The sequence below is a fragment of the Microvirga pudoricolor genome (assembly GCF_016892705.1).
Classification (GTDB): Bacteria; Pseudomonadota; Alphaproteobacteria; order Rhizobiales; family Beijerinckiaceae; genus Microvirga; species Microvirga pudoricolor.
The window spans coordinates 95,560-120,796 of sequence record NZ_JAFEMB010000009.1; the positions used below are offsets into that span (position 1 = coordinate 95,560).

25 protein-coding genes are annotated in these 25,237 nt (G+C 63.3%); 14 read left to right on the plus strand and 11 right to left on the minus strand.

Annotated elements, in window-relative coordinates:
- Positions 1–9 precede the first annotated feature (9 nt).
- Positions 10–771, minus strand: coding sequence for a L,D-transpeptidase (locus ILT42_RS22960; RefSeq protein ID WP_229428846.1), 762 nt, complete (start codon positions 769–771; stop codon positions 10–12).
- A 215-nt stretch (positions 772–986) separates the two neighbouring features.
- Here ILT42_RS22960 and ILT42_RS21495 point away from each other — a divergent pair, with 215 nt between their 5' ends.
- The 4 genes from ILT42_RS21495 (at position 987) to ILT42_RS21510 (ending at position 5,847) form a co-directional block, all read left to right on the plus strand.
- The gene (locus ILT42_RS21495) at positions 987–1,832 is read left to right on the plus strand and encodes a DMT family transporter (RefSeq protein ID WP_204218055.1); all 846 of its coding nucleotides are present in this window, start codon (positions 987–989) and stop codon (positions 1,830–1,832) included.
- Positions 1,833–2,036: 204 nt separating this feature from the next.
- The gene (gene groES, locus ILT42_RS21500) at positions 2,037–2,324 is read left to right on the plus strand and encodes a co-chaperone GroES (protein WP_204218056.1); all 288 of its coding nucleotides are present in this window, start codon (positions 2,037–2,039) and stop codon (positions 2,322–2,324) included.
- Between the two features lie 57 nt (positions 2,325–2,381).
- Positions 2,382–4,028, plus strand: coding sequence for a chaperonin GroEL (groL, locus tag ILT42_RS21505; protein WP_204218057.1), 1,647 nt, complete (start codon positions 2,382–2,384; stop codon positions 4,026–4,028).
- 136 nt (positions 4,029–4,164) lie between these two features.
- Entirely contained in the window at positions 4,165–5,847 is a 1,683-nt protein-coding gene (locus ILT42_RS21510; protein ID WP_204218058.1) for a calcium-binding protein, read from the plus strand.
- 64 nt (positions 5,848–5,911) lie between these two features.
- On the opposite strand, the gene ILT42_RS21515 is transcribed toward ILT42_RS21510, so the two are convergent.
- Entirely contained in the window at positions 5,912–6,337 is a 426-nt protein-coding gene (locus ILT42_RS21515) for a rhodanese-like domain-containing protein (protein WP_204218059.1), read from the minus strand.
- A gap of 88 nt (positions 6,338–6,425) precedes the next feature.
- On the opposite strand from ILT42_RS21515, the gene ftrA reads away from it, so the two are divergent.
- The 6 genes from ftrA (at position 6,426) to ILT42_RS21545 (ending at position 10,389) form a co-directional block, all read left to right on the plus strand.
- Positions 6,426–7,427, plus strand: a complete 1,002-nt coding sequence (ftrA, locus tag ILT42_RS21520; protein ID WP_204218060.1) for a transcriptional regulator FtrA — start codon at positions 6,426–6,428, stop codon at positions 7,425–7,427.
- A 58-nt stretch (positions 7,428–7,485) separates the two neighbouring features.
- Positions 7,486–7,926, plus strand: coding sequence for a CoA-binding protein (locus ILT42_RS21525; RefSeq protein WP_204218061.1), 441 nt, complete (start codon positions 7,486–7,488; stop codon positions 7,924–7,926).
- Between the two features lie 75 nt (positions 7,927–8,001).
- Complete coding sequence (locus ILT42_RS21530; protein WP_204218062.1) at positions 8,002–8,544, plus strand: VOC family protein; 543 nt, start codon at positions 8,002–8,004, stop codon at positions 8,542–8,544.
- Positions 8,545–8,638: 94 nt separating this feature from the next.
- Positions 8,639–9,022, plus strand: coding sequence for a COG4315 family predicted lipoprotein (locus tag ILT42_RS21535; protein ID WP_204218063.1), 384 nt, complete (start codon positions 8,639–8,641; stop codon positions 9,020–9,022).
- Positions 9,023–9,055: 33 nt separating this feature from the next.
- Entirely contained in the window at positions 9,056–9,565 is a 510-nt protein-coding gene (locus ILT42_RS21540) for an RNA polymerase sigma factor (RefSeq protein WP_204218064.1), read from the plus strand.
- Positions 9,562–10,389, plus strand: coding sequence for an anti-sigma factor family protein (locus ILT42_RS21545; protein WP_204218065.1), 828 nt, complete (start codon positions 9,562–9,564; stop codon positions 10,387–10,389). The genes ILT42_RS21540 and ILT42_RS21545 overlap by 4 nt, the downstream gene beginning before the upstream one ends.
- Positions 10,390–10,392: 3 nt before the next feature.
- On the opposite strand, the gene ILT42_RS21550 is transcribed toward ILT42_RS21545, so the two are convergent.
- A complete protein-coding gene (locus ILT42_RS21550; RefSeq protein ID WP_204218102.1) occupies positions 10,393–11,217 on the minus strand; it encodes an aldo/keto reductase in 825 nt (274 codons plus the stop codon).
- Between the two features lie 188 nt (positions 11,218–11,405).
- The gene (locus ILT42_RS21555) at positions 11,406–12,431 is read right to left on the minus strand and encodes an ABC transporter substrate-binding protein (protein ID WP_204218066.1); all 1,026 of its coding nucleotides are present in this window, start codon (positions 12,429–12,431) and stop codon (positions 11,406–11,408) included.
- Positions 12,432–12,637: 206 nt separating this feature from the next.
- Here ILT42_RS21555 and ILT42_RS21560 point away from each other — a divergent pair, with 206 nt between their 5' ends.
- Positions 12,638–13,690: a flavodoxin family protein gene (locus tag ILT42_RS21560; protein ID WP_229428858.1), complete on the plus strand. Its 1,053-nt coding sequence runs from the start codon at positions 12,638–12,640 to the stop codon at positions 13,688–13,690.
- A gap of 46 nt (positions 13,691–13,736) precedes the next feature.
- On the opposite strand, the gene ILT42_RS21565 is transcribed toward ILT42_RS21560, so the two are convergent.
- From ILT42_RS21565 to ILT42_RS21575, 3 genes are read right to left on the minus strand one after another with little or no spacing between them, the layout of a single operon-like run.
- Positions 13,737–14,522 carry a MetQ/NlpA family ABC transporter substrate-binding protein gene (locus ILT42_RS21565; protein ID WP_204218068.1) on the minus strand — a complete coding sequence of 262 codons (786 nt, stop codon included), beginning with the start codon at positions 14,520–14,522 and terminating at the stop codon, positions 13,737–13,739.
- A 26-nt stretch (positions 14,523–14,548) separates the two neighbouring features.
- The gene (locus ILT42_RS21570) at positions 14,549–15,214 is read right to left on the minus strand and encodes a methionine ABC transporter permease (protein ID WP_204218069.1); all 666 of its coding nucleotides are present in this window, start codon (positions 15,212–15,214) and stop codon (positions 14,549–14,551) included.
- On the minus strand, positions 15,204–16,298 hold the full coding sequence (locus tag ILT42_RS21575) for a methionine ABC transporter ATP-binding protein (RefSeq protein WP_204218070.1): 1,095 nt from the start codon (positions 16,296–16,298) through the stop codon (positions 15,204–15,206). The genes ILT42_RS21570 and ILT42_RS21575 overlap by 11 nt, the downstream gene beginning before the upstream one ends.
- A gap of 259 nt (positions 16,299–16,557) precedes the next feature.
- Between ILT42_RS21575 and ILT42_RS21580 the strand changes: the two genes are divergently transcribed.
- Together ILT42_RS21580 and ILT42_RS21585 are read left to right on the plus strand one after the other, a co-directional pair.
- Positions 16,558–18,654, plus strand: coding sequence for an ABC transporter ATP-binding protein/permease (locus ILT42_RS21580; RefSeq protein WP_204218071.1), 2,097 nt, complete (start codon positions 16,558–16,560; stop codon positions 18,652–18,654).
- A 504-nt stretch (positions 18,655–19,158) separates the two neighbouring features.
- Positions 19,159–20,580 (plus strand): family 16 glycosylhydrolase, encoded by a 1,422-nt coding sequence (locus ILT42_RS21585; RefSeq protein ID WP_204218072.1) that lies wholly within the window; start codon positions 19,159–19,161, stop codon positions 20,578–20,580.
- Positions 20,581–20,820: 240 nt separating this feature from the next.
- Here ILT42_RS21585 and ILT42_RS21590 read toward each other — a convergent pair whose 3' ends face one another.
- Positions 20,821–21,063, minus strand: a complete 243-nt coding sequence (locus tag ILT42_RS21590) for a hypothetical protein (protein ID WP_204218073.1) — start codon at positions 21,061–21,063, stop codon at positions 20,821–20,823.
- Positions 21,064–21,212: 149 nt separating this feature from the next.
- Between ILT42_RS21590 and ILT42_RS21595 the strand changes: the two genes are divergently transcribed.
- Complete coding sequence (locus ILT42_RS21595) at positions 21,213–21,422, plus strand: helix-turn-helix domain-containing protein (protein ID WP_204218074.1); 210 nt, start codon at positions 21,213–21,215, stop codon at positions 21,420–21,422.
- Here the strand turns inward: ILT42_RS21595 and ILT42_RS21600 are convergent.
- The 3 genes from ILT42_RS21600 to ILT42_RS21610 all read right to left on the minus strand — a co-directional run bounded on the left by ILT42_RS21600 (position 21,419) and on the right by ILT42_RS21610 (position 25,224).
- Positions 21,419–23,038: an ATP-binding protein gene (locus ILT42_RS21600; RefSeq protein ID WP_204218075.1), complete on the minus strand. Its 1,620-nt coding sequence runs from the start codon at positions 23,036–23,038 to the stop codon at positions 21,419–21,421. The two genes, ILT42_RS21595 and ILT42_RS21600, sit on opposite strands and share 4 nt — an antisense overlap.
- 790 nt (positions 23,039–23,828) lie before the next feature.
- Positions 23,829–24,332 carry a VOC family protein gene (locus tag ILT42_RS21605; RefSeq protein WP_204218076.1) on the minus strand — a complete coding sequence of 168 codons (504 nt, stop codon included), beginning with the start codon at positions 24,330–24,332 and terminating at the stop codon, positions 23,829–23,831.
- Between the two features lie 181 nt (positions 24,333–24,513).
- Positions 24,514–25,224, minus strand: a complete 711-nt coding sequence (locus ILT42_RS21610; RefSeq protein ID WP_204218077.1) for an SDR family NAD(P)-dependent oxidoreductase — start codon at positions 25,222–25,224, stop codon at positions 24,514–24,516.
- Positions 25,225–25,237: the final 13 nt, after the last annotated feature.

A 25,237-nucleotide genomic window follows, 5' to 3' on the forward strand; every position in this document is an offset into this window, starting at 1 on the left:
GGGGGCAGATCAGATCACCACCACCTGCGCGCCGACGGGGACCCGATTGTAGAGATCGATCACGTCCCGGTTCAGCATGCGGATGCAGCCCGAGGAGACCGCCTGCCCAATGGTATGGGGCTCGTTGGTGCCGTGGATGCGATAGAGAGACGAGCCCAAATACAGCGCGCGGGCCCCCAGCGGGTTCTCGGGCCCGCCCTCCATGAAGCGCGGCAGGTCGGGGCGGCGCTTGATCATCTCGGCCGGCGGGCGCCAGCTCGGCCACTCCCGCTTCATCGACACCGTCTTGCGGCCGGCCCATTCGAAGCCCGGCCGTCCGACCCCAATACCGTAGCGGATGGCCGTCCCATCGCCCTGAACCAGGTAGAGGTATTTCGACGGTGTATCGATGATCACCGTGCCGGCTCTTTCCCGGCCTCGATACCCCACGACCTGACGCTGGAACTCGGCGGATGGCTCCATGCCGATAGTGCCTCCGATGTCCTGATCGTAGGGGAGGGAGGCGGTCTCCCGATCCGGCGGAAGCGCCCCGTAAGGGTATCCCGTCGCCGGATCGATGGGCGCGTAGCGCGGGTCGCGCCGGGCGGATCGCCTCGACTGGACCGGAGGCAGTCCGGGCTCGTAGGCGCTCGGCGACCCATATCCGGGCACGACCAAGAGGTTCCCGTACACATCCCTTGGGCCCCCGTAATAGGACTGGGCCAGGGCCGCACCGGGAACCGTGAAAGCCGTCAAAGTGAGGAGAGCCGAACCGCACAACCACCCGCGCATCGGAAAAACCCTTTCAATTCCTGGAATATCGATAAACCTTCGACTGTCGGATCGAAGGCATCCGGATTTCGGCGCCCGTATCACCGCTGCGCACTCTCCTGTTCAGAGCTGCACAAAGAAGTGGCGGTGCCGGGACGAACATGATGTAAGACGCCTCTACGCCATAGGCCGAAAACCTTCGACCCGCTACGCTAACCATAACCGTCGAGCCCCCCATGCAGTTCGGTCCTATCGTGAGGATGTCCGCTTCCATCGCGGTCCTGTCCGTCATGGATGCGGTCATCAAAGGCATGGCAGCCTATTACCCGGTCTTCCAGGTGGCCTTCCTGCGTTTCCTGTGCGGCAGCGTCATCGCGGTCGGAGCCGCCTGCATCCTGCGGCCGGGCTGGCCGTCTCGGGAAACCGTGGTGGCCAACAGCATGCGCGCCGTGGTGGCCGTGGTGACGGCTCTCAGCTTCTTCTACGCCCTGAGCCAGCTCCCCCTTGCCGAAACGCTGCTCCTGTCCTTCCTGGCCCCGATGTTCATCGCGCTGCTCGGCGTGATCATGCTGAAGGAGCGGGTGGATGGGCGCATCCTCGCGGCACTGGCCATGGGTTTCGCCGGAACCCTGGTCGTGGTCTTCGGCCAGTCCGGCGAGGAAGCCGGGGCCCGGTCCATCCCCGGCGTGGCGGCGGCCCTGGCATCCGCGCTCACCTATGCGCTCAGCATCGTGCTGCTGCGCTCCCGGGCCCAGCGCGATAAGTTCATGCACATCGTGCTGTTCCAGAACCTGGGGCCGATGGTGCTGTCGCTCCCGCTCGCGGTCTGGGTCTGGCAGAGCGTGCGCCTCGAGCATCTGCCCTGGTTCGCCCTCATGGGGGCGCTCGGCTTCGCGGGCCATATGCTGATGGTGTCGGCCTACGCCAAGGCGCCCGCGGCTCGCCTCGCGCCCTTGGAGTACACGGCGCTCATATGGGCGGCCCTCATCGGGTTCGGGGTCTTCAGCGAGGTTCCGACTTGGGCGACCGCCGTGGGTGGCGTGCTGATCGTCGCCGCAGCCTTCATGACCTCGCGGCGATGACTGTCATATTGTAGCATTTTGTGGGGGATCCACCGTCATAATTCCACCGCCGTTCATCTTATATGAACAGGCGTCTTGACTCGGTCCAAGGACATCCTTATCTCGCGGCCAGCGTTGGCACTCGTCGACCGACAGTGCTAACAGCTGGAAGATTATGAGCCGCGGCCCCTGGGGCTTAGCGCTAACAGTCGAAGAGGAAGTTCCATGAAGTTCCGTCCGCTGCACGACCGCGTCGTCGTCCGCCGCATTGAAAGCGAAGAGAAGACGAAGGGCGGCATCATCATCCCGGATACCGCCAAGGAGAAGCCGCAAGAGGGCGAGATCGTCGCCGTCGGCTCCGGCGCCCGCGACGAGAGCGGCAAGATCGTTGCCCTCGACGTCAAGGCCGGCGACCGCGTCCTGTTCGGCAAGTGGTCCGGCACCGAGGTCAAGATCGATGGTCAGGACCTGCTGATCATGAAGGAATCCGACATCATGGGCGTGATCGCTTAAACCTCAAGCGAACCGTCTTTCTCCCCGAATTACTCCCATTAACTGGAGGCATAGCCCATGGCTGCCAAAGACGTAAAATTCTCCTCCGATGCTCGCGACAAGATGCTGCGCGGCGTCGACATCCTGGCTGACGCCGTCAAGGTCACGCTCGGTCCCAAGGGCCGCAACGTCGTGATCGAGAAATCCTTCGGCGCTCCGCGCATCACGAAGGACGGCGTGACCGTCGCCAAGGAAATCGAGCTCGCCGACAAGTTCGAGAACATGGGCGCCCAGATGGTGCGCGAAGTGGCCTCGAAGACCAACGACCTCGCCGGCGACGGCACCACCACCGCGACGGTTCTGGCCCAGGCCATCGTCCGCGAGGGCGCCAAGTCGGTGGCCGCCGGCATGAATCCGATGGACCTGAAGCGTGGCATCGACCTCGCGGTCGCCGCCGCCATCAAGGACATCCAAGCCCGCGCCAAGAAGGTTGCGTCCTCCGAGGAAGTGGCCCAGGTCGGCACGATTTCGGCCAACGGCGACCAGGACATCGGCGAGATGATCGCCCATGCGATGCAGAAGGTCGGCAACGAGGGCGTGATCACGGTCGAAGAGGCCAAGACCGCCGAGACCGAGCTCGACGTCGTTGAGGGCATGCAGTTCGACCGCGGCTACCTCTCCCCGTACTTCATCACGAATGCGGAGAAGATGGTCGCCGAGCTCGAGGACCCCTACATCCTCATCCACGAGAAGAAGCTGTCGTCCCTCCAGGCGATGCTGCCGATCCTCGAGGCCGTCGTTCAGACCGGCAAGCCGCTCCTCATCATCGCCGAGGACGTGGAAGGCGAGGCTCTCGCCACCCTCGTGGTCAACAAGCTCCGTGGCGGCCTGAAGATCGCCGCCGTCAAGGCTCCGGGCTTCGGCGACCGCCGCAAGGCCATGCTGGAGGACATCGCCGTCCTCACTGCCGGCCAGACGATCTCGGAAGACCTGGGCATCAAGCTCGAGAACGTGTCCCTCAACATGCTGGGCCGCGCCAAGCGCGTCCGCATCGAGAAGGAAAACACCACGATCATCGACGGCGCCGGCCAGAAGGCCGACATCGAAGCCCGCGTCGGCCAGATCAAGGCTCAGATCGAGGAGACTTCCTCGGACTACGACCGTGAGAAGCTCCAGGAGCGTCTCGCCAAGCTCGCAGGCGGCGTCGCGGTGATCCGCGTCGGCGGCGCGACCGAGGTCGAGGTCAAGGAGAAGAAGGACCGCGTTGACGACGCGCTGAACGCCACCCGCGCTGCGGTGGAAGAAGGCATCGTCCCCGGCGGCGGCACGGCTCTGCTCCGCGCCAAGGCTGCGGTCGCCAAGCTGTCGAGCGACAACGCCGACGTGAAGGCCGGCATCAACATCGTCCTGCGCGCTCTCGAGGCTCCGCTTCGCCAGATCGCCCAGAACGCCGGTGTCGAAGGCTCGATCGTGGTCGGCAAGATCACCGACAACACGGGCTCGGACACCTTCGGCTTCAACGCCCAGACCGAAGAGTACGTGGACATGCTCCAGGCCGGTATCGTCGACCCCGCGAAGGTCGTCCGCACCGCTCTCCAGGACGCAGCCTCGGTCGCTGGCCTGCTCGTGACCACCGAAGCCATGGTCGCCGAGACCCCCAAGCGTGAATCCGCTCCGGCCATGCCGGGCGGCGGCATGGGCGGCATGGGCGGCATGGACTTCTAAGTCCCGCACCTTCGCAGAAATAAATAGGCCCCGGGGGAAACTCCGGGGCTTCTTACGTTTGGGAAACTATTCGTCCGAAGAGTTTCTGGAAAAGCTTAGAGTAGATATGGCTAAGCCCTATTAATAGGAAGTAGCCATGGCCATTCATGTGATCGATGCTTCGAGACCAGTTCCTCCAGTTTACGGTGAGTGGGAACCTGGTTTCTGGCTTCAGGATGAGAACAGCACGCTTGTTCTCTCCGCCGGTGCAGAGATTAATGCGTATGGGGAAAGCGGCTACGGGATCTTCGCCACTTATGGTTCGACTTTACTGATCGATGGGAGTGTTCATAGCGCACAGGGTTTGGGCATCGCGATGCATGGAGCGCTTGTTGTTGGGGCAAGTGCGGAGATCTTCGGCAAGTGGGGTGGAGTTTCGTTGTTCGAGGATCAGGTGGCTGGACGACCGAATGTCGTCATCAATGCCGGCCTGATCAAAAGCCAGCAATCGGCCGGTCTCATCATTACGTCTATGCATAGCGTCATCTCGAATTCAGGCACGATTGCTGGAAATGCCGGTATCTGGGTGGAGGGCAGCAACACCCCAAACCAGAGCATGGCCTTGACCAATACAGGTCTGATCCAAGGCGATAAAACCGCCATTCTGGGTGTTGGTTATGGCTCCAACGTCATCAAGAACAAGGGCGTCATCAACGGATCGATCATCCTAGGATATGACAACGACACTTATGACGGTCGTGGCGGTATCGTGAACGGAGACATTTTCCTCGGTTCTGGAGACGATGTGGCTTACGGCGGGGAAGGATCGGAAACCTTCTATGCCGGTGCGGGCGACGATTTTATCGATGGAGGGGATGGGGTCGATAACCTGCTCATGAGCTATGGAAGCTTGGGATCGGTTGTTCGGTATACGGTTGATTTACGCATCCATGAGAAGCAGCAGGTATCCCATACAAGCTGGATCGTTGCCCGTAATATCGAGAATCTTGTAGGCGGCACGCTTTCGGACATCTTCATCGGTAACAGCGATGCCAACACACTCGTCGGCGATGCAGGCAATGACACCCTCGACGGCTACGATGGTAACGACCTTCTGAGTGGTGGAGCAGGCAACGATCTCCTTGTCGGCGGTGCGGGTGTGGATACGGCTGTGTTCACCGGCAAATTCTTAGATTACACAATCGCTGTGAACCGAGGCGGCAGCCTAACGATCACCGACAAGCGCGCGTCAGGCGATGGCGTAGATGTTCTAGGGGGGGTGGAGTTTGCGCTCTTCAGTGACCGCATTTACACCCTCCCGAAGGCGACACCCGATACCACGAGCGATGTCACTGTCGTCATCAAGCCTGCTGAGGACACCGGCAAGGCCGTCGTCCTGCCGACCGTATTCCAATCCGTTGCAACCTCGCTGATCCTCAAGGGCGGCAAAAAAGCCGATGTGCTGCAAGGCGGGTCGGGGGACGATTACCTGAACGGCGGGCTGGGACGGGACAAGATCGCGGGTGGTCTGGGCGAGGACACCTTCGCGTTCACCACTAGGCTCAAGAACAACGTCGACAAACTCCTCGACTTCACCTCGGGCGAGGACACCATTGCGCTGTCCAAGGCCATCTTCACGGGCCTCAGGAAGGGTGCCCTCGACAAGGACGCCTTCCGGGTCGGGAAGACGGCTCTCGATGCGGATGACCGGATCATCTACGACGCCGTCAAGGGAACCCTGTCCTTCGATGCGGACGGGTCTGGTGACATGCGGGCCGTGACCTTCGCGGCCCTCAAGGCCAAGGCGGCGCTGACCGCCGCTGATTTCATGGTCATCTGAGGGGTCGTTCAACCAGAATTTCATCGGCGCCCCGGAGGAAACTCCGGGGCGTCGTCGTTGTCGGTCAGGCCGCCTCGGAGATCCGTCCCGGGTCCCTGCCGGCCGCGACGGCGAAGCCCTCGTCGGCCCAGCCCGTCATGCCGCCGATCATCACCTTGACGGATCGTCCGAGGCGGGCGAGCCGCAAGGCGGCCCGGTCGGTGCCGTTGCAATGGGGCCCCGCGCAATAGACGACGAACAGCGTGTCCGCTGGCCATTCGGCCATCCGGTGCTCGGTCATTTTGCCGTGGGGCAGGTTGATCGCTCCGGGCACATGGGCGCTGGCATAAAGCGCCGGTCCGCGAACGTCGAGGAGCACGAAGTCCGGCGCACCGGTGCGAAGGGATTCGTGGACGTCCCAGCAATCCGTCTCCAGTGAAAGACGGCGGGCGTAGTGCGCGGCGGCGACTTCCGCATCCGCGGCGGCGGTGTCGGATACGAGACTGGGCATGGGCGAACTCCTGAGGTTTTCAGGGGTCGATCATCCTGGGCGCGACAAAGCTTGCCAACTGGCCGAAACGCCAAGTACCGTGAAGATCATGCCAAACCCATTGGAGAACACAGTTTCTGCCGTAGCCGAGCAGCCCGATGGCCCCCTCGTGGCCGTCCTGGCCTATGACGGCCTGTGCACCTTCGAGTTCGGCGTCGCCTGCGAGGTGTTCGGACTTCCGCGCCCGGAACTGGGGGATCGATGGTACCGGTACCGCGTCTGCGGGATCGAGCCGGGACCGCTGCGGGCCGGGGGTGGCCTCTCGGTCACCGTGGAGATGGGCCTCGAGGGTTTGGCGGAGGCCGATCTCATCGTGGTGCCGGGGTGGCGGGGGATCGAGGCACCGGTGCCTTCTTGGCTTGTCGGCGCCTTGCGGGCCGCTCACGAGCGCGGCGCCAGGATCATGTCCCTGTGCTCCGGCATCGCGGTGCTGGCAGCGGCCGGCCTCCTCAACGGAAGGTCCGCCACGACCCATTGGCGCTACGCGGAGGCCATGACGGCGCACTACCCCGGCATCCGCCTGGTGCCGGACGTGCTCTACGTGGACGAAGGTCCCGTCTTGACGGCCGCCGGCAGCGCCGCCGGAATCGACCTGTGCCTGCATGTGGTACGCCGCGATTTCGGGCCTGAGGCTGCCAACAGCGTGGCGCGCCGCCTGGTGGTGCCGCCCCATCGCGATGGTGGGCAGGCCCAGTTCATCCGGATGCCTGTGCCCGAACCGCGCGAAGGCGCCCGGATGGGACGGCTCTTCGACTGGATGCGCGAGCGCCTGCCCGAGGAGCAACCGGTTGCCCGCCTCGCTGGGCAGGCCGGCATGAGCGTGCGCACCTTTCAGCGACGGTTTCAGGCCGCGACGGGCCAGACGCCGGGGGAGTGGCTTGTTGCGGCGCGGCTGCGCCGTGCGTGCGATCTGCTGGAAAGCGACGCCGCATCTCTCGACGACGTTGCCGTACAGGCCGGCTTCGGATCCCTGGCCACCATGCGGCACCACTTCGGAACGAGGCTGAACACCAGCCCCGGTGCCTACCGCAAGCGCTTCGGGCTGACCTGAGGATCAGGATCCCGGAACCGGCGTTGTCGCCCATCGATTGACCCCGGGAGGCCCAGCCATGACCGCACCCGTTCCGTCCCCACGCCTGACCGACCGCCCCGAGGACCTGCGAGCCTTGCTGGGGCGTGTGAAGACCATTGCGGTGGTCGGCGCCAGCATGGATCCCTGGCGGCCCAGCTTCGGCGTGACGGGGTACCTGCATCGGCAGGGTTACAGGCTGATCCCGGTCAATCCCATGGCGGTGGGGCAGGATCTCTTCGGAGAGCCCTTCCGGGCCAAGCTGCAGGACATCGGGGAGCAGGTGGATCTGGTGAACGTGTTCCGGCGGCCCGAGCATGTCCCGGGCGTGGTCGAGGACGCCATCGCGATCGGGGCACCCGCCATCTGGCTGCAACTCGGGATTGTCAACCTTGCGGCCGCCGCCCAAGCCGAGGCGGCCGGTATCGCCATGGTGATGAACCGCTGCATCAGCGTCGAGCATTCGCGCCTGATGCGTTGACCCCTCTTGGCCGCGACCCGAACGAAATCATGTGCCATACGTTGCTTTCTGAACCGGCTAAGGAAAGCGAACGGCATGAGAGATCGTCATTCGTCCTGGTGCGCCCCCCGGCGTCGCGCCCTCCACAGCCTGATCGCGCTCACCCTCGCCTTGATGGCCTTGTTGCCCATGGCACAGGCCGCCGACGCACAGGCACTCCGCCCCGGCTCGGCCTCGCTTCGGACCCTCGACCTTGGCCCGACGGTCCGCTGGTACGAGACCCATTTGGGATTCCGGCAGGTCTCGGTGGACAGCCGGGTCCAGGCGCGAAGGGTCGTCCTCGAGCGCCAGGGCTTCCTGCTTGAGATCGCCGAGGACCACAAGGCGACGCCTCAGGCTGGCGCCGCCGATGTGGATACCACCAGTGCCACCGGCGTCCCCGTCGTCAGCCTTCTCGTGCCCGACGTGGATCGGGAGGTTCGCCGCCTTCGCGGGAGCGGGGTCGAGATCGTGCGGGATCCGGAAGATGATCTCGACGGCAGCTTTCGTTCGGCTCTCATCAGCGATTACGGACATCGCACGGTGGAACTGCGCGAGCCGCTGGGGTCGCCGGGAAGCTTTCACCCGACCGGCCGATAATCCGCTGCAGAGAATATTCGGCGCCGGCCGGAATAAAGCGGTTCAGGGGGTGTCTTTTGCTTCGTGGTCTCCATGGACCCAAAGGAGAGATCCCATGACATTCCCCCTGCGCTCCGTCCTCGCGGTTTTGGCAGTTGCGGCCTCCACGGCCGCCTTCGCCCAGATGGCTCCCGCCAAGGTGGCTGATACCAGCAAGGGCAAGGCTCTCGTGGACGCGAAAGGCATGACCCTCTACACGTTCGACCGCGATGCGCCCGGCAAGTCCAACTGCAACGGCACCTGCGCCACCAACTGGCCGCCGCTGATGGCTTCGGCGGACGCGAAGGCTGCCGGCGATTGGATGCCCGTCAAGCGCGACGACGGCTCCATGATGTGGGCCTACAAGGGCAAGCCGCTCTACACCTGGGCGAAGGATGCCAAAGCCGGCGACGTGACCGGTGACGGCGTCAACCAAGTCTGGCACGTCGCCACCCCGTAAAGTCCCCTCGCGTTCCACGTGGAAGACGCTTTCTTGAACGAGATCGCCGCCCTTCTCGAGCCGCAGATTCCCGGCCTCAGGCGCTATGCCTGGGCCCTGCTGCGCGACGACGAGGCAGCGGACGATCTCGTTCAGGACACCCTGGAACGGGCCATCGGCCACTGGACCCAGAGACGCCGCGAAGGCGACCTTCGGGCTTGGCTCTTCACCATCCAGCGCAACCTCTTTCTCAACGGAGAGCGGCGGCGCAGGCGGCGCGGCCCGCATGTGGGTGTGGAGAGCCTGGAGACACTGCCGTCCACCGAGTCCCGCCCGGACGAGTCGTCCGAGCTGCGCGACGTTCTCGCCGGGCTCGAGGCGCTGCCCGAGGAACAGCGCTCGGTCCTGCTGCTCGTGGCTGTGGAGGATTTCTCCTACGAGCAAGCGGCCAGAGCCCTCGATCTCCCGATCGGGACGGTCATGTCCCGGCTGAGCCGGGCCCGGGAGAGGATGCGGCAGTTCATGGAGAATGGACGGAGGACCGTCCTGAGGAGAGTGAAGTGACGGAGGAGCGCCCCATCGGGCCGCCTATCGGCGAAGACGATCTGCAGGCCTATGTGGACGGCCGGCTTCCGCCCACGCGCCTGGAGGCCGTGGAGGTCTATCTTGCCGCGCACCCGGCCGCCGAGGCACAGGCGCAGGCCGAAATCGAACAGCGCAACCTGCTCCGCGCCCGTCTGGCCTTCAAGGCTCAGGAGCCGATACCCTCCCGCCTGAGGGTCGCCAACATCTTGGCCGAGCATAGCCGGGAGCCGCGTCTCCCGTGGGCGTCCATCGCGGCGGCCGTGGCATGGCTGGCGATCGGGATCGGCGTGGGAGCGGGGGGAATGGCCTGGTACGGCCATCTCGGGGCATCCCCAACCCCGGTCGCTCAATTGGCGGCATCCGATGCGATTACGGCCTACCGGACCTATGTGGGCGAGCGACTTCATGCCGTTGAGGTTCCGGCCGAGCAGGAAGCCCATCTCGTGCAATGGCTCTCGCGCCGGGTCGGCAAACCGCTCCTGGCTCCCAATCTGACGGCCGAAGGATTCCGGCTCATGGGCGGGCGGCTATTGCCGGCGGGGGATGAGCCCGCCGCTTTGTTCATGTACGATGACGGGCGTGGCAACCGCCTGACGCTCTATGCCCGCTCGGGCGGGGCTGGCGAGACCACGTCATTCCGCTTCGAGAACCAGGACGGCGTGTCAGCGTTCTCCTGGATCGACAACGGTCTGTCCTATGTGGTCACCGGGCGGGTGGACCGCGAGAGGCTTCTCGCGGTGGCGGAGGCTGCTTACCGTCAGTTCGAGGCGCAGCCCCAGCCGCCCGCCGGGGGCAAGCTCTAAAACTCAGTTCAGTGTTTCAGGATCAGGGCCGACGCGACCGTTCTTATCGTCGAGTTCGGCGATCAGCGCGATGTCCTCCGGCTCGAGCCTGAAATCGAGGACGTCGAAGTTCTCCCGGATCCGGCCTGGGGTGACGGATTTCGGGATCACGACCAGCCCGCTGTCCAGGTGCCACCGAAGGATGACCTGAGCGACCGACTTGCCGTATTTGCGCGCCAGCGTGGTCAGGGGGCCGCTGTCGAACAACTGGCCACGACCAAGCGGGCTCCAGGATTCAGTCAGGATACCGTGCTCCGCGTGGAAATCGCGCAGGGCTTTCTGTTGGAAGCGCGGATGCAGCTCGACCTGGTTGAGCACCGGCTTTTCTCCGGTCTCGTCGAACAGGCGCTCCAGGTTGGAGATGGTGAAGTTCGACACGCCGATGGATTTTACCCGTCCGTCCTGCTTGAGCTTCTGGAACGCGCGCCACGTCTCCACGTAAGCGTCCTTCTGCGGGCAGGGCCAATGGATGAGGTAGAGGTCGATGCTCTCGAGGCCAAGCTTGCGCAGGCTCTCGTCGAATGCCCGCAAGGTCTCGTCATAGCCTTGGTCGGCGTTCCAGAGCTTCGTGGTGATGAACAATTCCTCGCGGGGCACGTCCGTTTGCCGGATGGCCGCGCCGACACCCTCTTCGTTGCCGTAGATGGCGGCCGTGTCGATGGAGCGGTAGCCGACGCGAAGGGCCTCGCTGACGACGGCCGCAGCCTCATCGTTCGGCACTTGCCACACGCCGAAGCCCAATTGCGGGATGGCTTTGCCATCGTGGAAGGGGAGGGTGGGGGAAGCCATCATGGGAAGATCCTGTCGCATGGGGGTGCCGGGAGGCCGGCGAAGGGCGAGCACGGATTTAGGGCCTCGCGGGCCTCTGTCCAACCCTCCGGGGGACATGGGTCTCTCCACTTCCGCGCAGGTCTGCCATGTCCCGCAAGGGAAAAGCCGGACACGTGGCCCAGCTCCCTGGCGCTGAGACGAACAGCCTATTTCGGTGCGGATTTCACCTCGGCGTCCCATTTCTTCAGCAGGCGGGTCCGCTCCGCCACCGACCCATATTTCGGCGTGTCGTAGCTGATCAGCTTCATCTCGCCGAGCTTCGGCGCGTCGGGCGAAATCGGGGCGCTTTTGTTGGATGGAATGGAGTAGATCTTGAGGTCGGCGCCCACGAGTTTTTGGGCGTCGGCGGAGAGCGCCCAATCGACGAACTGTTTGGCTCCCTCCGTGTTCTTGCCGCCTTTCACGATCGACATCGAGCCGGTCTCGTAGCCGGTGCCCTCGCAGGGCGCCACGGTCTTCACGGGCGCCCCTTCGGCGATCATCGTGATCATGTCGTGCATGAACGCGATGCCGATGGCGGTTTCTCCCAGGGCCGTCGCCTTCACGGGCGCAGCGCCCGACTTTGTGTATTGGTTGATGTTCTTGTGTAGGCCCCTCATGTACTCGAACGCCTTGTCCTCACCCATGAGCTGGACCAGCGTCGCGAGGAAAACATAGGCCGTTCCCGACGAGTTCGGATCCGAGACCTGCACCTCGTCCCGGTATTTCGGGTCCAGCAGGTCGGCCCAGCATTTCGGTTCCGGCAGGCCCCGGCTCTGGAGAACCTTGGTATTGTACCCAAGACCGAGGGCGCCGAGGTAGGTACCCGTTGCCTTGTAACCGGACTGCTCGGCGAAGCGCTGAGCCCAATCGTACAGTTCTGGCAGCTTGGGTGACTTGTACTCGACGGTCAGCCCCTCTTCCGCGGCCTGGATATGGGAATCCCCCGGGCCGCCCCACCACACATCCGCGCGAGGGATCGAGGCCTCGGCACGGATCTGCGCGAGCGTCTCGCCCGTGCTCTTGCGCACCATGGTGACCTTCTGGCCGGTGGCCTTTTCGAAGGCTGATACGCCTACGCGGCACTGCTCCTCGAGGATCGAGCAATAGATCGTCAGCGGTGCCTGGGCCTGCGCTGCGATGGGCAGAGCATGAGCCGCAATCGCGAGCCCCAGAAGCGCAGTCAAGCGCATGGTGTCTTCCTCCCTGGTGGTAATCCGCCTTCTATCGAAGCGGGATCATATCGGTTGTGAGATCAAGAAGATTAGCCGGCTCCTTGTCAATCCACCTTCCGACCCATGGACGGGTGGCGGGAACGAAGTCCCGAGAGACCACGTTCCTCAAGCCCGATCATCCCTGGAAGGATTCTCAAGTGAGCGCCCCCGAACCCCGTAAGGGCATGCCCGATCCGACCTTGAGCGAGTCGGAGTTCCGTGCCCGCTTCTTGAGCCAGTTCCAGGATCCGGCTTTCGAATCCCTGAAGGAGGAGCTGTATCGCATCTCAACAGCGGCCTGGGATGGGTACAGCCATCATCGCAAGAGCCCTCGCACACGCAAGGCCGGGCCGGGTTTCGCCGATCCCGACTACGACCTCGCCGTCGACTGGATCGCCGCGCATGAGGCCATTCGAAAAGCCCAGGAGCGACACGAGGACAAGGCCTCTCCCAACAGCGTTCTCCTGATCAATGGATCGGCCCGCAACGAGCATACTTGTCCGGGCGAGATGTCGAAGAGCTACCGCCTCGTGCAGATCGCCAAGGCTGCTCTGTCCGAACAGGGTGATGTCGAGGTCGAAGTTCTCGACCTTAGCCGGCTGACGGCTGAATACGGGCGTGAGATCCACCCGTGCAAGTCCTGCTTCTCGACCTCCGCAGCGCTTTGTCATTGGCCGTGTTCCTGCTACCCGAACTATTCGCTCGGACAGACTCACGATTGGATGAACGACATCTATCCGCTATGGGTGCGCGCGCACGGCATCATGATCGTGACGCCGGTCAACTGGTACCAGGCCACGTCACTGCTGAAGCTCATGATTGACCGCCTCGTGTGCGCCGACGGCGGCAATCCCGACCCGACGAGCACGCAAGGCAAGAAGGCGCAACTCGCAAAAGAGCTTGAGCTTGCAGGTTGGCCTTACCCGCGGCACCTTTCGGGCCGTCAATTCGCGGTCGTGACACACGGCGATTCTGCTGGCGCCGAATCTCTCAGGCGCAATCTCGTCGACTGGCTGCAGGATATGGAGCTCGAATCCGCCGGCGACCTGGCGGAGGTTGATCGCTACATCGGTTATTGGAAGCCGTATGCGACGAGCCACGAGGAACTCGATGCCGACAAGGCCGTGCAGGAAGAGGTCGCCAACGCCGCTCGAACCTTGCGCGAGGCCGTGATCGCCAAGCGGTCCGGTCGCATGACATCGGCCGGATCGAATCTCCGCGAGCTTCGCCAGAAATAAATAGGCCGGGCACCGACCCGGCCTGTTCGTTCTCCACTAGGAGAACTTACCAGCTCGTGAGGACCGCGCCCTTGAACTTCTCATCCACGAACTTCTTCACCTCGGGCGTGTGATAGGCCTCGACGAAGGTCTTGACCCACGGCTTGTCCTTATCCTCGGCGCGCACCGCGATAATGTTCACGTAGGGACCTTTGGGATTCTCGCGTGTGAGGGCGTCCTTGACAGGATCGAGGCCGGCCTGGGTGGCATAGTTGGTGTTGATGATCGCAGCGTCCACGTCGTCCAGCACGCGAGGCGCCTGGGCAGCATCGATTTCGGTGATCTTGATCTTCTTCGGGTTATCGGTGATGTCGAGAACGGTCGGCTTGAAGCCCACGCCGTCCTTCAGCTTGAGGACGCCTTTGTCCTGCAGGAGCAGGAGCGCGCGGCCGCCATTCGTCGGATCGTTCGGAATCGCGATATTCGCGCCGGCGGGCAGTGCTTCGAAGCTCTTGACCTTCTTCGAATAGATCCCGATCGGGAAGTTGACGGTCTCGGCCACCTTCTCGATCTTGAACTTCCGGTCGGCCTTCTGGTTGTCGAGATATGGCGTATGCTGGAAGGAATTGGCCTCGAGCTCGCCGTCGGCCAGAGCCGTGTTCGGCACGACGTAATCGGAAAACTCGATAATCTTGATATCGAGGCCTTTCTGGGCCGCGATCGGCTTGACCGCTTCGAGGATCTGCGCGTGAGGCCCGGGTGTCACGCCAACGCGGATCGTCTGCGTCTGAGCGAGTGCCGGCAGGGACGCCAACGATAGGACGGCCGCGACGGTAAGCTTTTTCAACGACATGAGCTACTCCTTGAAATGAACCTGACTTAGGCGTGACGGATGCGCTTGTTGAGATGACGGGCCAACCGGTCGCCGACGCTCTGAACAAGCTGCACCAGAACGATGAGGACGACGACGACGGCGAGCATCATCTCTGGCATGAAGCGCTGGTAACCGTACCGGATGCCGAGATCGCCAAGACCGCCTCCGCCGACTGCGCCCACCATCGCCGAGAAACCGATGAGCGACACCACGGCCAGGGTCAGGCCGAGCACGATGCCGGGAAGTGCTTCGGGAATGAGAACTTTCGTGACGATCTGGAGCGGACTTGCACCGAAGGCCCGTGCGGCTTCGATCAAGCCTTGATCGACCTCGCGAATCGCGGCCTCGATGAGACGCGCGATGAACGGGATTGCCGCGATGGTGAGCGGCACGATGGCCGCGTTGGTGCCGATCGATGTGCCGGCGATCAGGCGCGTGAACGGGATGATGGCCACGACTAGGATGATGAACGGCGTCGAACGGGTCGCGTTGACGATCACGCCAAGGACCCGGTTCACCCAGGGGGCCGCATACAGTTCGCCCTTGCCGCTGGTGGCCAGGTAAACGCCCAGCGGCAGGCCGAAGAGCGTTGCGATTCCGGCCGAGATCGCAACCATCAGAAGGGTCTCGCCGGTGGCGCCGGCGATCAGGCGGATCATCTCAGGCGACATGGCCGATCACCTCCGTGTCGAGCCCGCGGGCTTCGAGAAAGCCAAGAGTTGCTTCGAGGGCGTGTTCTGCGATCCCAACCACCAAGGTGCCGCATGGGCGGCCGGCGATCTCGTCGACGGAGCCCGCCAGAATATTGGCTTCGACGTTGAGGTCGCGGGCGAGGCGCGCCAGGACGGGGTCCGTGGCATGGGGGCCGCGAAAGCCGATCCGGACGACGGCCTGCCCACCGGAAACCGGCGAGTCCAGAAGCCGGTTCGCCACATAGAGCGGTAGCGCGCGACCGGCTTCGTCCGCCAGAAAGGATCGCGTGATGTCGTGTTGCGGGCGCGTAAAAACGTCGAAAACATCGCCCTGCTCGACAATGCGTCCTGCCTCGATCACGGCGACTTCCTTCGCAATCGAGCGGATGACCGCCATTTCATGGGTAATCAGCAGGATGGTCAGTCCGAGCTCGCGATTGATGCGCGTGAGCAGGTCAAGGATCGAGCGGGTCGTTTCAGGGTCAAGGGCCGATGTCGCTTCGTCCGAGAGGAGAACCTTGGGCGAGGTCGCAAGGGCTCGTGCGATGCCGACGCGCTGCTTCTGGCCGCCCGACAGTTCGGACGGATAACGGTCCTTCTTGTCCGACAGGCCCACGAGATCGAGCAACTCGGCAACGCGCTTCACAATCGCAGCTCGATCGAAGCCCGCAACCTCCAGAGGGAGGGCGATATTGTCGCCGGCGGTGCGGGAGGACAGCAGGTTGAAGTGTTGAAAGATCATGCCGATCGAGCGGCGGGCATGACGCAGGGCCGTTTCCGGCAGCGCCGCAATGTCCGATCCGTCCACGATCACCCGGCCCGAGCTTGGACGATCCAATCCGTTGACGAGACGGATCAGTGTCGACTTGCCCGCGCCCGAGCGCCCGATGACACCCAAGACCGAGCCTTGAGGCACTGACAAATCGATACTTTCGAGAGCGGTGACGGGCTCGCCATGACGGCCCGGATAGACCTTGGACACGCCTTCCAGGCGCACGATGGATTCCACGGGCGCGAGGCGTTGGAACGATTGATCGCCGAGATATCCCAAGGGAGCGTTCATAACGGTCTCATGTTGCAGTTGCGAACAAATGCGCCATTTCGTTCCTCATGTCAACGGATTTGTCCGTTATAAAGAATATTCTGTTTTGTGGAACGATTTCTGGCTTCAGATTGGGCTGAATAGAAGTTTGCTCGAGGCAACGTGTCCGAATTGTAATGGGTCAGATAGGTCCTCGACCGCAAAAGCGCCATATGCTCGGTTGATCGGCTCGTGCTCCTCCGCTTAAACGGATCCTTCGCTACCTTTAAGGAATGTCTTCATGATCAAGGCCGGCATCGTGGCCGCTGTGGCGGGACTGGCGCTCTTCGGGTTGCGGTGGGGAGAGACGCTTCCGTTTTCGATCCTGCTGCCCTTTTCGCTGTTGGGCCTGAGCCTGGCGCTGGTGCTGTCCCGGTCCATGCCCCGGTTCCTCCAGGTCTTCGTTTTCATGCTGGCCATGGTGGAGTTCATCTTCGCGGCCCTGCTGGTGGCGGATGCGACGGGGGGGATCACGGGAGACCTGAAGGGCTACGTGCCCCCGGTCTCGATGGCGGTGGGCGCCACGATCTTCGCCTTCGTGATCTACGGGGTGTCCCGCATTCCGGTGATCCAGGCGATCATGCGCATCGCCGACCGGTATTTCACGTCCAAGGCCCCGAGCGAGATCCGCCTGCCCCTGATCGGGCCGGTGCGGGCCTCCGAGGGCCTGATCGGCACGGCGCTGCTGGGCTTCCTCATCGCGATCAACCTGGGCCAGGTGGCGCTGAACGTGCGCCTGAACTTCTTCGGCCGCGACATGTTCAACGCGCTTCAGGAGAAGGACGCGGGCGCGTTCTGGTACCAGCTCTTCTGGATTTTCGTGCCGCTGGCCACGGTGTTCATCTCCATCGCGCTGGTGGAGATCGTCTCGCAATACGTGCTGCGGATCCGCTGGCGCTCGTACCTGAACGGCCTGTACGTCCACGAATGGCTCAAGGATGGCACCCATTACCGGATGCAGCTCGTGGGGCGCGAGGCGGACAACCCGGACCAGCGCATCGCCGACGACCTGCGCAGCTACATCGACCAGACCTACACCCTTTCCATCGGATTGATGAACCAGTCCGCCACCCTGGTGTCCTTCATCGCGATCCTGTGGTCCCTGTCGGCGGGCTTCACCCTGCCGGGCTCCGAGACCCCGGTGCCGGGCTTGCTGGTCTGGGTGTGTATCGCCTATGCGGCGCTCGGCACCTGGCTCACCCACGTGATCGGCCGGCCCCTGATCCGCCTGTATTTCCAGCAGGAGCGGGTCGAGGCGGATTATCGCTTCTCCCTGGCGCGCCTGCGCGAATACACCGAGCAGGTGGCCCTGCTCGACGGCGAGAAGGCCGAGGAGCAGGCTCTCAGGGGCCGGTTCGACATGATCGTGCGCAACTTCATGCAAATCGTGAGCCGGGTCATGCGGCTCCAGGTGTTCCAGTCGAGCTATTTCCAGGCCAACGTGGTGGTGCCCTACATCCTGACGGCGCCGTACTACTTCATCGGCAAGATCACGCTCGGCCAGATGCAGCAGACCGTGGGGGCGTTCTCCAGCGTCCAGGGGGCGCTCGACTTCTTCATCACGTCCTACGCGACCATCGCCAACTACAAGGCCGTGGTGGACCGGCTCATCACCTTCGAGTCGGCCATCGAATCGGTGCGCCAGGGCGCGCAGGCCGGGGACCACGTGGCGCTGACGCCGGGCCGGAACCGGGACCTGTCCGTGGAGGGCGTCCAGGTGGCGCTGCCGGACGGGCGGGTGCTCATGCGGGCCGACGGCGTGAGCTTTCGCAAGGGTGAGGCGACCCTGCTCACGGGCCCGTCGGGGTCCGGCAAATCCACGCTGTTCCGGGCGATTTCCGGCATTTGGCCCTTCGGGAAAGGCCGGATTCACGTGCCGGACGGCCAGACCATGATGCTCCTGCCCCAGAGGCCCTACATCCCCATGGGGTCCTTGCGGGCGGCGGTCACCTATCCGGGCGAGAAGGGCCAGTACCCGGACGCCGCCATCGCCGAGGCCCTGCGCGCCGCCAAGCTGCCGGCGCTCGCCGACCGGCTCGACGAGGAGCGGGCCTGGGCCCAGACCCTGTCGCTCGGCGAGCAGCAGCGGGTGGCGGTGGCCCGGGCGCTCTTGGCCAAGCCCGACTGGCTCCTGCTGGACGAGGCCACGGCGGCCCTCGACGAGCCGACCGAGGCGGAAATCTACAAGGTTCTCAAGGACAAGCTGCCCGACACCACCGTGGTGTCCATCGGCCACCGCTCGACGCTGACGGCCTTCCACGACCGGCAGGTCGACATGCAGAAGGGCGAGGACGGCCTGTTCGCCCCGATGGACAAGCCCCGGGCCGTGCCGGCCTGACGGACGGCGCGGGGCCGGGACCCTCTCCCGGCTTCCCCTATTTCCCCCGGGCGTGCGAAAAGGGTGCTCGCCAACCTCCGTTTCGCGCGCAAGAACCGTAACGGGAGACTTGCGACCCGTCCCCGGCGCGGCCGGGGGAAAGCCGCACGAAAAGTCCGAAAAAGCCCCTGTATTCAAACACCTGGGCCCGCGTTCGTTAAAACGTCCGCGCAACGCGTTGCACCGTGTTGCACGCCGTTTCACCCCCTCGAAACGGGGAGGAGCCCGGCTGCGGCGCCCGCGTCATGGTGCAGTGCGGGAGGCGGCCGCGCAGTCGCCCCGGGACAGTCTCCGGCTGCCCGCGCCAGGCCCGTGAAATTCCATCTTCCCAAACGTCACGCTTCGGATAATCTCACGGCCAATCGCCAATCCAGAAAAGTCCGTCTCGCATCAACAGGTCGTGGTCCACCGGAGGCCCTGCGCCGCCGCGTGGGGAGCGCGTTCGCGCGCCAGGGAGGATGAACGATGGCAACCGGTACGGTGATTTTCTCCGACGATTTCTCCACCAACGGCCCGATCAGCGCGGCCAAGTGGAACTACAACCAGTTCTCGAGCGGCGGCTCGTTCTACGGCCGCACCCAGCAGCGCCAGGAGCTGCCCAGCGCCCAGGACGGCTCCCTGCGCCTGCGGCTCGACACCTACAACCCCACGGACGCGACCCACCAGACCCTCGTGGGCTCGGAGGCCATCACCCAGCAGACCTTCGCGGTGGGCTCCGGCCTCGCCTTCGAGGCGCGGGCCCGCTACAACCAGGACCAGGCGGGCATCATCGGCGGCTTCTTCACCTTCGCGGGTCCCGCCAACACCCATGACGAGATCGACTTCGAGGCGCTCTCCAACGATCTCGGCAAGATCCAGACCAACATCTACCACAACGAGCCCCTGGGCGAGGGGCACCCGAAATCCTATCCGGTGACCGGGTCGCTCACCGACTGGCACACCTACCGCATCGAGTGGCTGCCCAACGCGGTGCGCTGGCTGGTGGACGGCGAGGTGGTGCGCACGGAGACGAGCCTCGTGCCCGACAAGGCAATGTTCATGCACCTGAACATCTGGGGCCCGCCGGTCCAATGGGCCACGGGCAGCGCCACCCTCAAGGCCGCGGCGACGCCGGGCCAGAACCAGACCTTCGAGTTCTGGATCGATTCCGTGAAGGTGGAGCAGATCGGCGGCATCCAGGGCACCAACCGGTCCGAGCTGCTGCGGGGCACCTCGGCGGCGGATTACATCGACGGCGGCCGGGGCGACGACGTGGTGCGCGGCGGCAATGGCGACGACTTCCTGTCGGGCGGCCGGGGCAACGACTCCCTCGTGGGCGGCAACGGCAGCGACCACCTGCTCGGCGGACGCGGGGCCGACGTGCTCACCGGCGGCGCGGGCAACGACCTGCTGGAGGGTGGACGCGGGCTCGACGTCCTCGACGGCGGCGCGGGCCGCGACGTGCTGATGGGCGGCCACGGGAACGACCTTCTCGTGGGCGGCGGCGGCAAGGACGCGATCTCGGGCGACCAGGGGAACGACGTCCTGATCGGCGGCACCGGATCCGACATCCTCACGGGCGGCGACGGGGCGGACAGCTTCGTCTATTCGACCCTTGCCGACAGCGCGGTGCGCACCGTGCACCGGGACCTGATCCAGGACTTCTCCCAGGCGCAGGGCGACCGCATCGACATGTCGGGCCTCGACGCCAACGCGGCGCTCGTGGGCGACCAGGCCTTCAGCTTCATCGGCGCCGCCGCCTTCAGCGGCACGGCGGGAGAGCTGCGCGCCAGCAGCGCCGGGGACCGCACCCTCGTGCGGGGCGACGTGAACGGCGACGGCCTCGCCGATTTCATCGTCGCGCTCAAAGGCGCCGTGACGCTCGCCGCCACCGACTTCGTGCTCTGAGCACGGGAAGGCGAGGGCAGGAGGCAAGGGAAGGGGCAAGGGCAAGGGCGCAAGGGCCAGAGACGGCCGCACGGGCTCCGGGGTTCAACCCCGGGGCTTCGTTCCGGGGTCTAAACCTTGGGGCTTGGGCTTCGGGGATTGGCTCCACCGCAAGGGGCCCGGGGATACGGCCCCGGGGCGCATCGCCGGGCAGGAGCCGCGAGACGCCGCACCTGCTCCGGACACACCTCCGGTCCCGTCTCACCCCTTTGCCGCCACCTCCGGCGTCCGGCCCCTCGGAGCGTCCAGCGCCCCATAGACCCGCAACCAGAACCGCGCCGCCTCCGGCTCCCGGTCCCGCTCACACAGGAACGCCCGCAGCAACATCTCCGCCCCCGCCTCGTCACCGTAGGTATCCACCATGACCCGCCGCGCCCCGGCCGGGTCGAGGCGTTGCCAGAGCGGGGCGGTGCGGGAGCGTTTCCAGGAGGTTGGGTGGGTCATCAAATGAAAATGAAGCTCACGATAATTCCCTATAATAGGATATTTCGCCTCTTTTGGTCTATCCCCTAAATCGGGATATTTCGCTGACCGCCTTCAGCATGGGCGGAGCGATGAAAAGTATTCACACAACGCGGCAGGAGAGGCTTTGCATGCTCCTGAGGCATGCTCGTAAGAAAGCTGGGTTGACCCAAGAAGAGCTGGGCGAAAAACTAGGTAAGTATAAAACATATGTCAGTAAATACGAAAGCGGCGAGCGACGTTTGGATTTAATCGAATTTATAGAGGTCTCTGAAGTTCTTGAAATCGAGCCGAGCGATATATTTTCTGAAATCAGAAAAGCCGATTATGGGGATTTTTAGGGCGGGTCTATAGATCGCTGTGCATAAAATGAATCTATGTCAAGTATCGATCGGCGAATTGCACGAAAGTCATCTTCAGGAACGTTAATCGATGCCTCAGACGTAGTCTCCGCATTTGGCAAAAATGCTATAGGAGCCCGCGATGTATTAATTAAGTCTACATAACTTCCATAATCCAGCTTCCACACCTTATAGCGAGTCCCAGCTTCATCTTTGGCTGAATAAGACCTCTTCGCTATGTGCAGGATGCGCTCATCGAATAGACGCTCCAAGATGTCGTTTCGCAAATCGCTACGTACTAGAAAAGCTCTGGCTCTTCTTGCCCCAATCACACTCTCAATAATCCAATGTAGAAGTTCCGCTGCTTGTTGATTGTTGTTTAGATAGCTAGCTTTATCACGTTCGTACCAATCGTGGGCTGCGCTACGGATGTGAGAAACGGAAATACGTTCGTCTTGCGCTCGAGTGGCAGCTATCTGCAGAATGTTGATGGCATCCCTCGGAACACCTTCACACGCCCTCACTAACTCTCTGAAAGCTGGTTCCTGCGTGAATGCATTTCGCACGAATTCGTCGGCCGTATCGAACGCCTTGCCACCTGCTGCCGTGTGAACCGCGTTGAAATGCCGGAATATCAGTTGCTTGAAGAAATTAGTTGCTTTCTCAGCATCATTTTCAAGCACAAGTTGATCGTCTAGATTGACATCAGCAAAAGCATCAGAGCCAAGCTCAATACCTATACTGGTTGCTCCTTCGCCTATGCGAAAGTTTGCCCTCTGCTCAATCGCAGCTATATGCACTGAGAAATTTTGTATCGGAAATAATACGCGCTTTATGTAATCTGCTAAAAACGGTTGAAGCACTTCAGGCACGGTGCTCCACTCGTCAATCATGAACCAGACCCTAGACTGGAGCCTTATCCCTATTTGTGCGAGAGCTTTGCTTGCTCCGCCAATGTTTATTGATAATGTAGGGCGGCCTTTTACTAGATACTCTCGATTGTCTGCAATGGTATGCCTAGCTTCGCCCTTGGCGATAACTCCACCTCCCAAAGAAGCTGGTGACAGCGAGATCTTGCCCTCAGCTGAGCCGCTTATGGCATCGGACGTTTGAGAGCCGATTTTTTCTTCAACTTGCTCCCTAACAATTACCTCCTTCACTGAATCCGCTAATGCATCAAGAGCTGAGGAAAAGCGATCAATTTTCAGAGTACTTGAAGGTGCAGTAAAATTCTCCAACAGAGCGTCGTGAATCGCAGCAGTAAAATCTCGAAGTATCCTTGTTGCTCTTTCTGTAATTGGAAGGGACTCGTCAGCGTATATATATCCGTTAGACCCGATAGTTCGAAGGTCAATTACTACTGCAATGTCCCCGTTTGAACGCGCTCTGCTGGCGACAAAAGATATAATGTGAGTTTTTCCCGTACCCCTTCGACCGTAGATTATACTATGATCTGGATTGAGTAGCGTGTGCTCGATCCCGCCTAATGAAACATAGGTTTCGGCCTGTTGTTTAGGATCCAGCCTCTCAGCGCGTCGAGATATTGCCTGTAGAGAGGCATTAAGACTTGGAGGCTCGGCCATTTTCTTGAACCAAGGAAAAAAATTAAGCTCCATTTAGAGATCCGCGCGAAGTCCTAAAATCCTTCGCGATTCGAAACATATAATTGCAAGAATCTTTTTATTCAGCAATCGGTGGTGGGATCTTTTTAAATCTGCATATCCGGAGTGTGCTGGTGCTTATATAGGTGTCTTCATAACAGGCTGGATTGAACGAGAATAAAATCGAATGACTTCTTACGATAGCTAGAGCCAGTTAGTGGTTTAAGAGTAGATGCGCATTAGTGAAATCGAACCTCTGTCACGGGTTGCAAGTTGCTGCCTACGCAGGGTTGACCACTTCGTTGGGGTTCTTCTTAAGATAGTTTGGCGCTATCCGTGTCATCTCAGTGAACCGTAGAGTGGCTTAAGGCGATTGCTAAATCCGGAGCGATGCAGATTTTCGGTTGATGCGTCGCTCGAGAGTCCTCCCACCGTCATGGCCGGGCTTCACCCGGCCATCCACGGCCCGCGTCGCAAGACGTGGATGCGCGGCTCGGGGCCGCGCATGACGGCGGTGAGGGTGGCCGGGCGATCAACCGGTGATGTCGGGGCGTTCGGTCGTTGCGCGCTCGCTTTCTTCGCTGGGAGGCGGGCATCCAGGGGCGGCGTCGCAAGACGTGGGTGGCCGGGCTGATCACCGAACCAAGTCCGGGGACGGCCATGACGGCGGCGCGTTGGGAAGCGGTCGGGCCGATACCCGGGTCAAGCCCGGGGATGACGTTTCTGGTTGGGAGGTCGCCGGGTCACGCCCCGGTCGTGAGGGCGTGCACGGGACGCTTGGCGTCTCTTCCAGCTTGCGCTCGCCTCACCCCTCCCAGGCCCGGCGCAGGTCCTCCACGTCGATCTTCACCATCCCGAACAGGGCCTGCATCACCCGCGCGGCGCGGGCGGTGTCGGGGGTGGCGAGCAGGTCGCCCAGCGCCCGGGGGGTGATCTGCCAGGAGACGCCCCAGCGGTCCTTGAGCCAGCCGCATTGCTCCGGCGTGCCGCCCTCCAGGAGGCCGTCCCAGAGCCTGTCGATCTCGGCTTGCGTGTCGCATTCGATGAGGAGCGAGAGCGCGTGGGTGTACTCCATCCGCATGCCGCCGTTCACCGCCATGAAGCGCTGGCCCGCCAGGGTGAAGATCACCAGGAGCGTGCTGCCGGCGGGGCCCGAGGGGCTGTCGACGAGGTTCGTCTGGATGCGGTCGATGCGGGAATTCGGGACCAGCGACACGTAGAACCGCGCCGCCTCCTCGGCGTCGCCGTCGAACCACAGGCAGGGGGAGATCGAGGGGCCGGAGGTGGCAGGCCGGGACGGGTTCGTCATGAGGGGCTCCTGGGCGCGGGCGCGGGGTTTCGGGGCGGTGCGGGGTGCGCCGCCGCCGCTCTGCCTGGAAGACGCGCGGGCGCGCCCGGATCCGACACGCGGGGCGGACGATTTTTCGCGGGTGTCGCGGGGCGTGGGTCCCCGGGTCAAGCCCGGAGATGACGATGGGGCTTGGCCGCCCTTACCACGCCACGACGTCGCCGCGATGATCGAAGAAGCCGCCCGTCCGGCCCGCGTCCAACCCGTCGATGACCGCGAGCAGGCGCGCGGCGGCGGTGGCGGGGGCTTGCACGTCGAGACCCGCGCGGCTGAACGGGCCCGAGAGCGGCGTGTCGACGGTGCCCGGATGCAGCGCCACGCACACGGCCTCCGGGGCGCGGCGTTTCAGCTCGATGGCGGCACTGTGGACGAACTGGTTGAGGGCGGCCTTCGAGGCCCGGTAGGCGTACCAGCCGCCGAGGCGATTGTCGCCGATGCTGCCCACCCGCGCCGAGAGCGTGGCGAACACGGCCTTGCCGGTGCGCGGCAGGAGCGGCAGCAGGTGCTTCATGAGAAGCGCCGGACCGGTGGCGTTGACCGCGAAGGAGCGCGCGAAGGCTTCGGGATCGATGTCGCGCCAGGACTTCTCCGGGCTGATGCCGGGGCCGTGCAGTAGGCCCGTGGCATCGAGGATCAGGCGCGGCGGCGGCAGGCGCGCGAGGTGCTCCGCCGCCCGTTCGATGCTGGCCTCGTCGGTGATGTCGAGGGCGGGCTCGCCCCGCCGCGACAGGCGCGTGACGGGCGTGAAGGTTTGGGCGTGGTCTAGCGCCTCCGCCAGCGCCGCCCCGATCCCGCCCGTCGCGCCGATGATCACGGCGCTCCCGCCGGACGGGAAAGATGTGAGGGTTGGCATGGGGGCTCCTGAT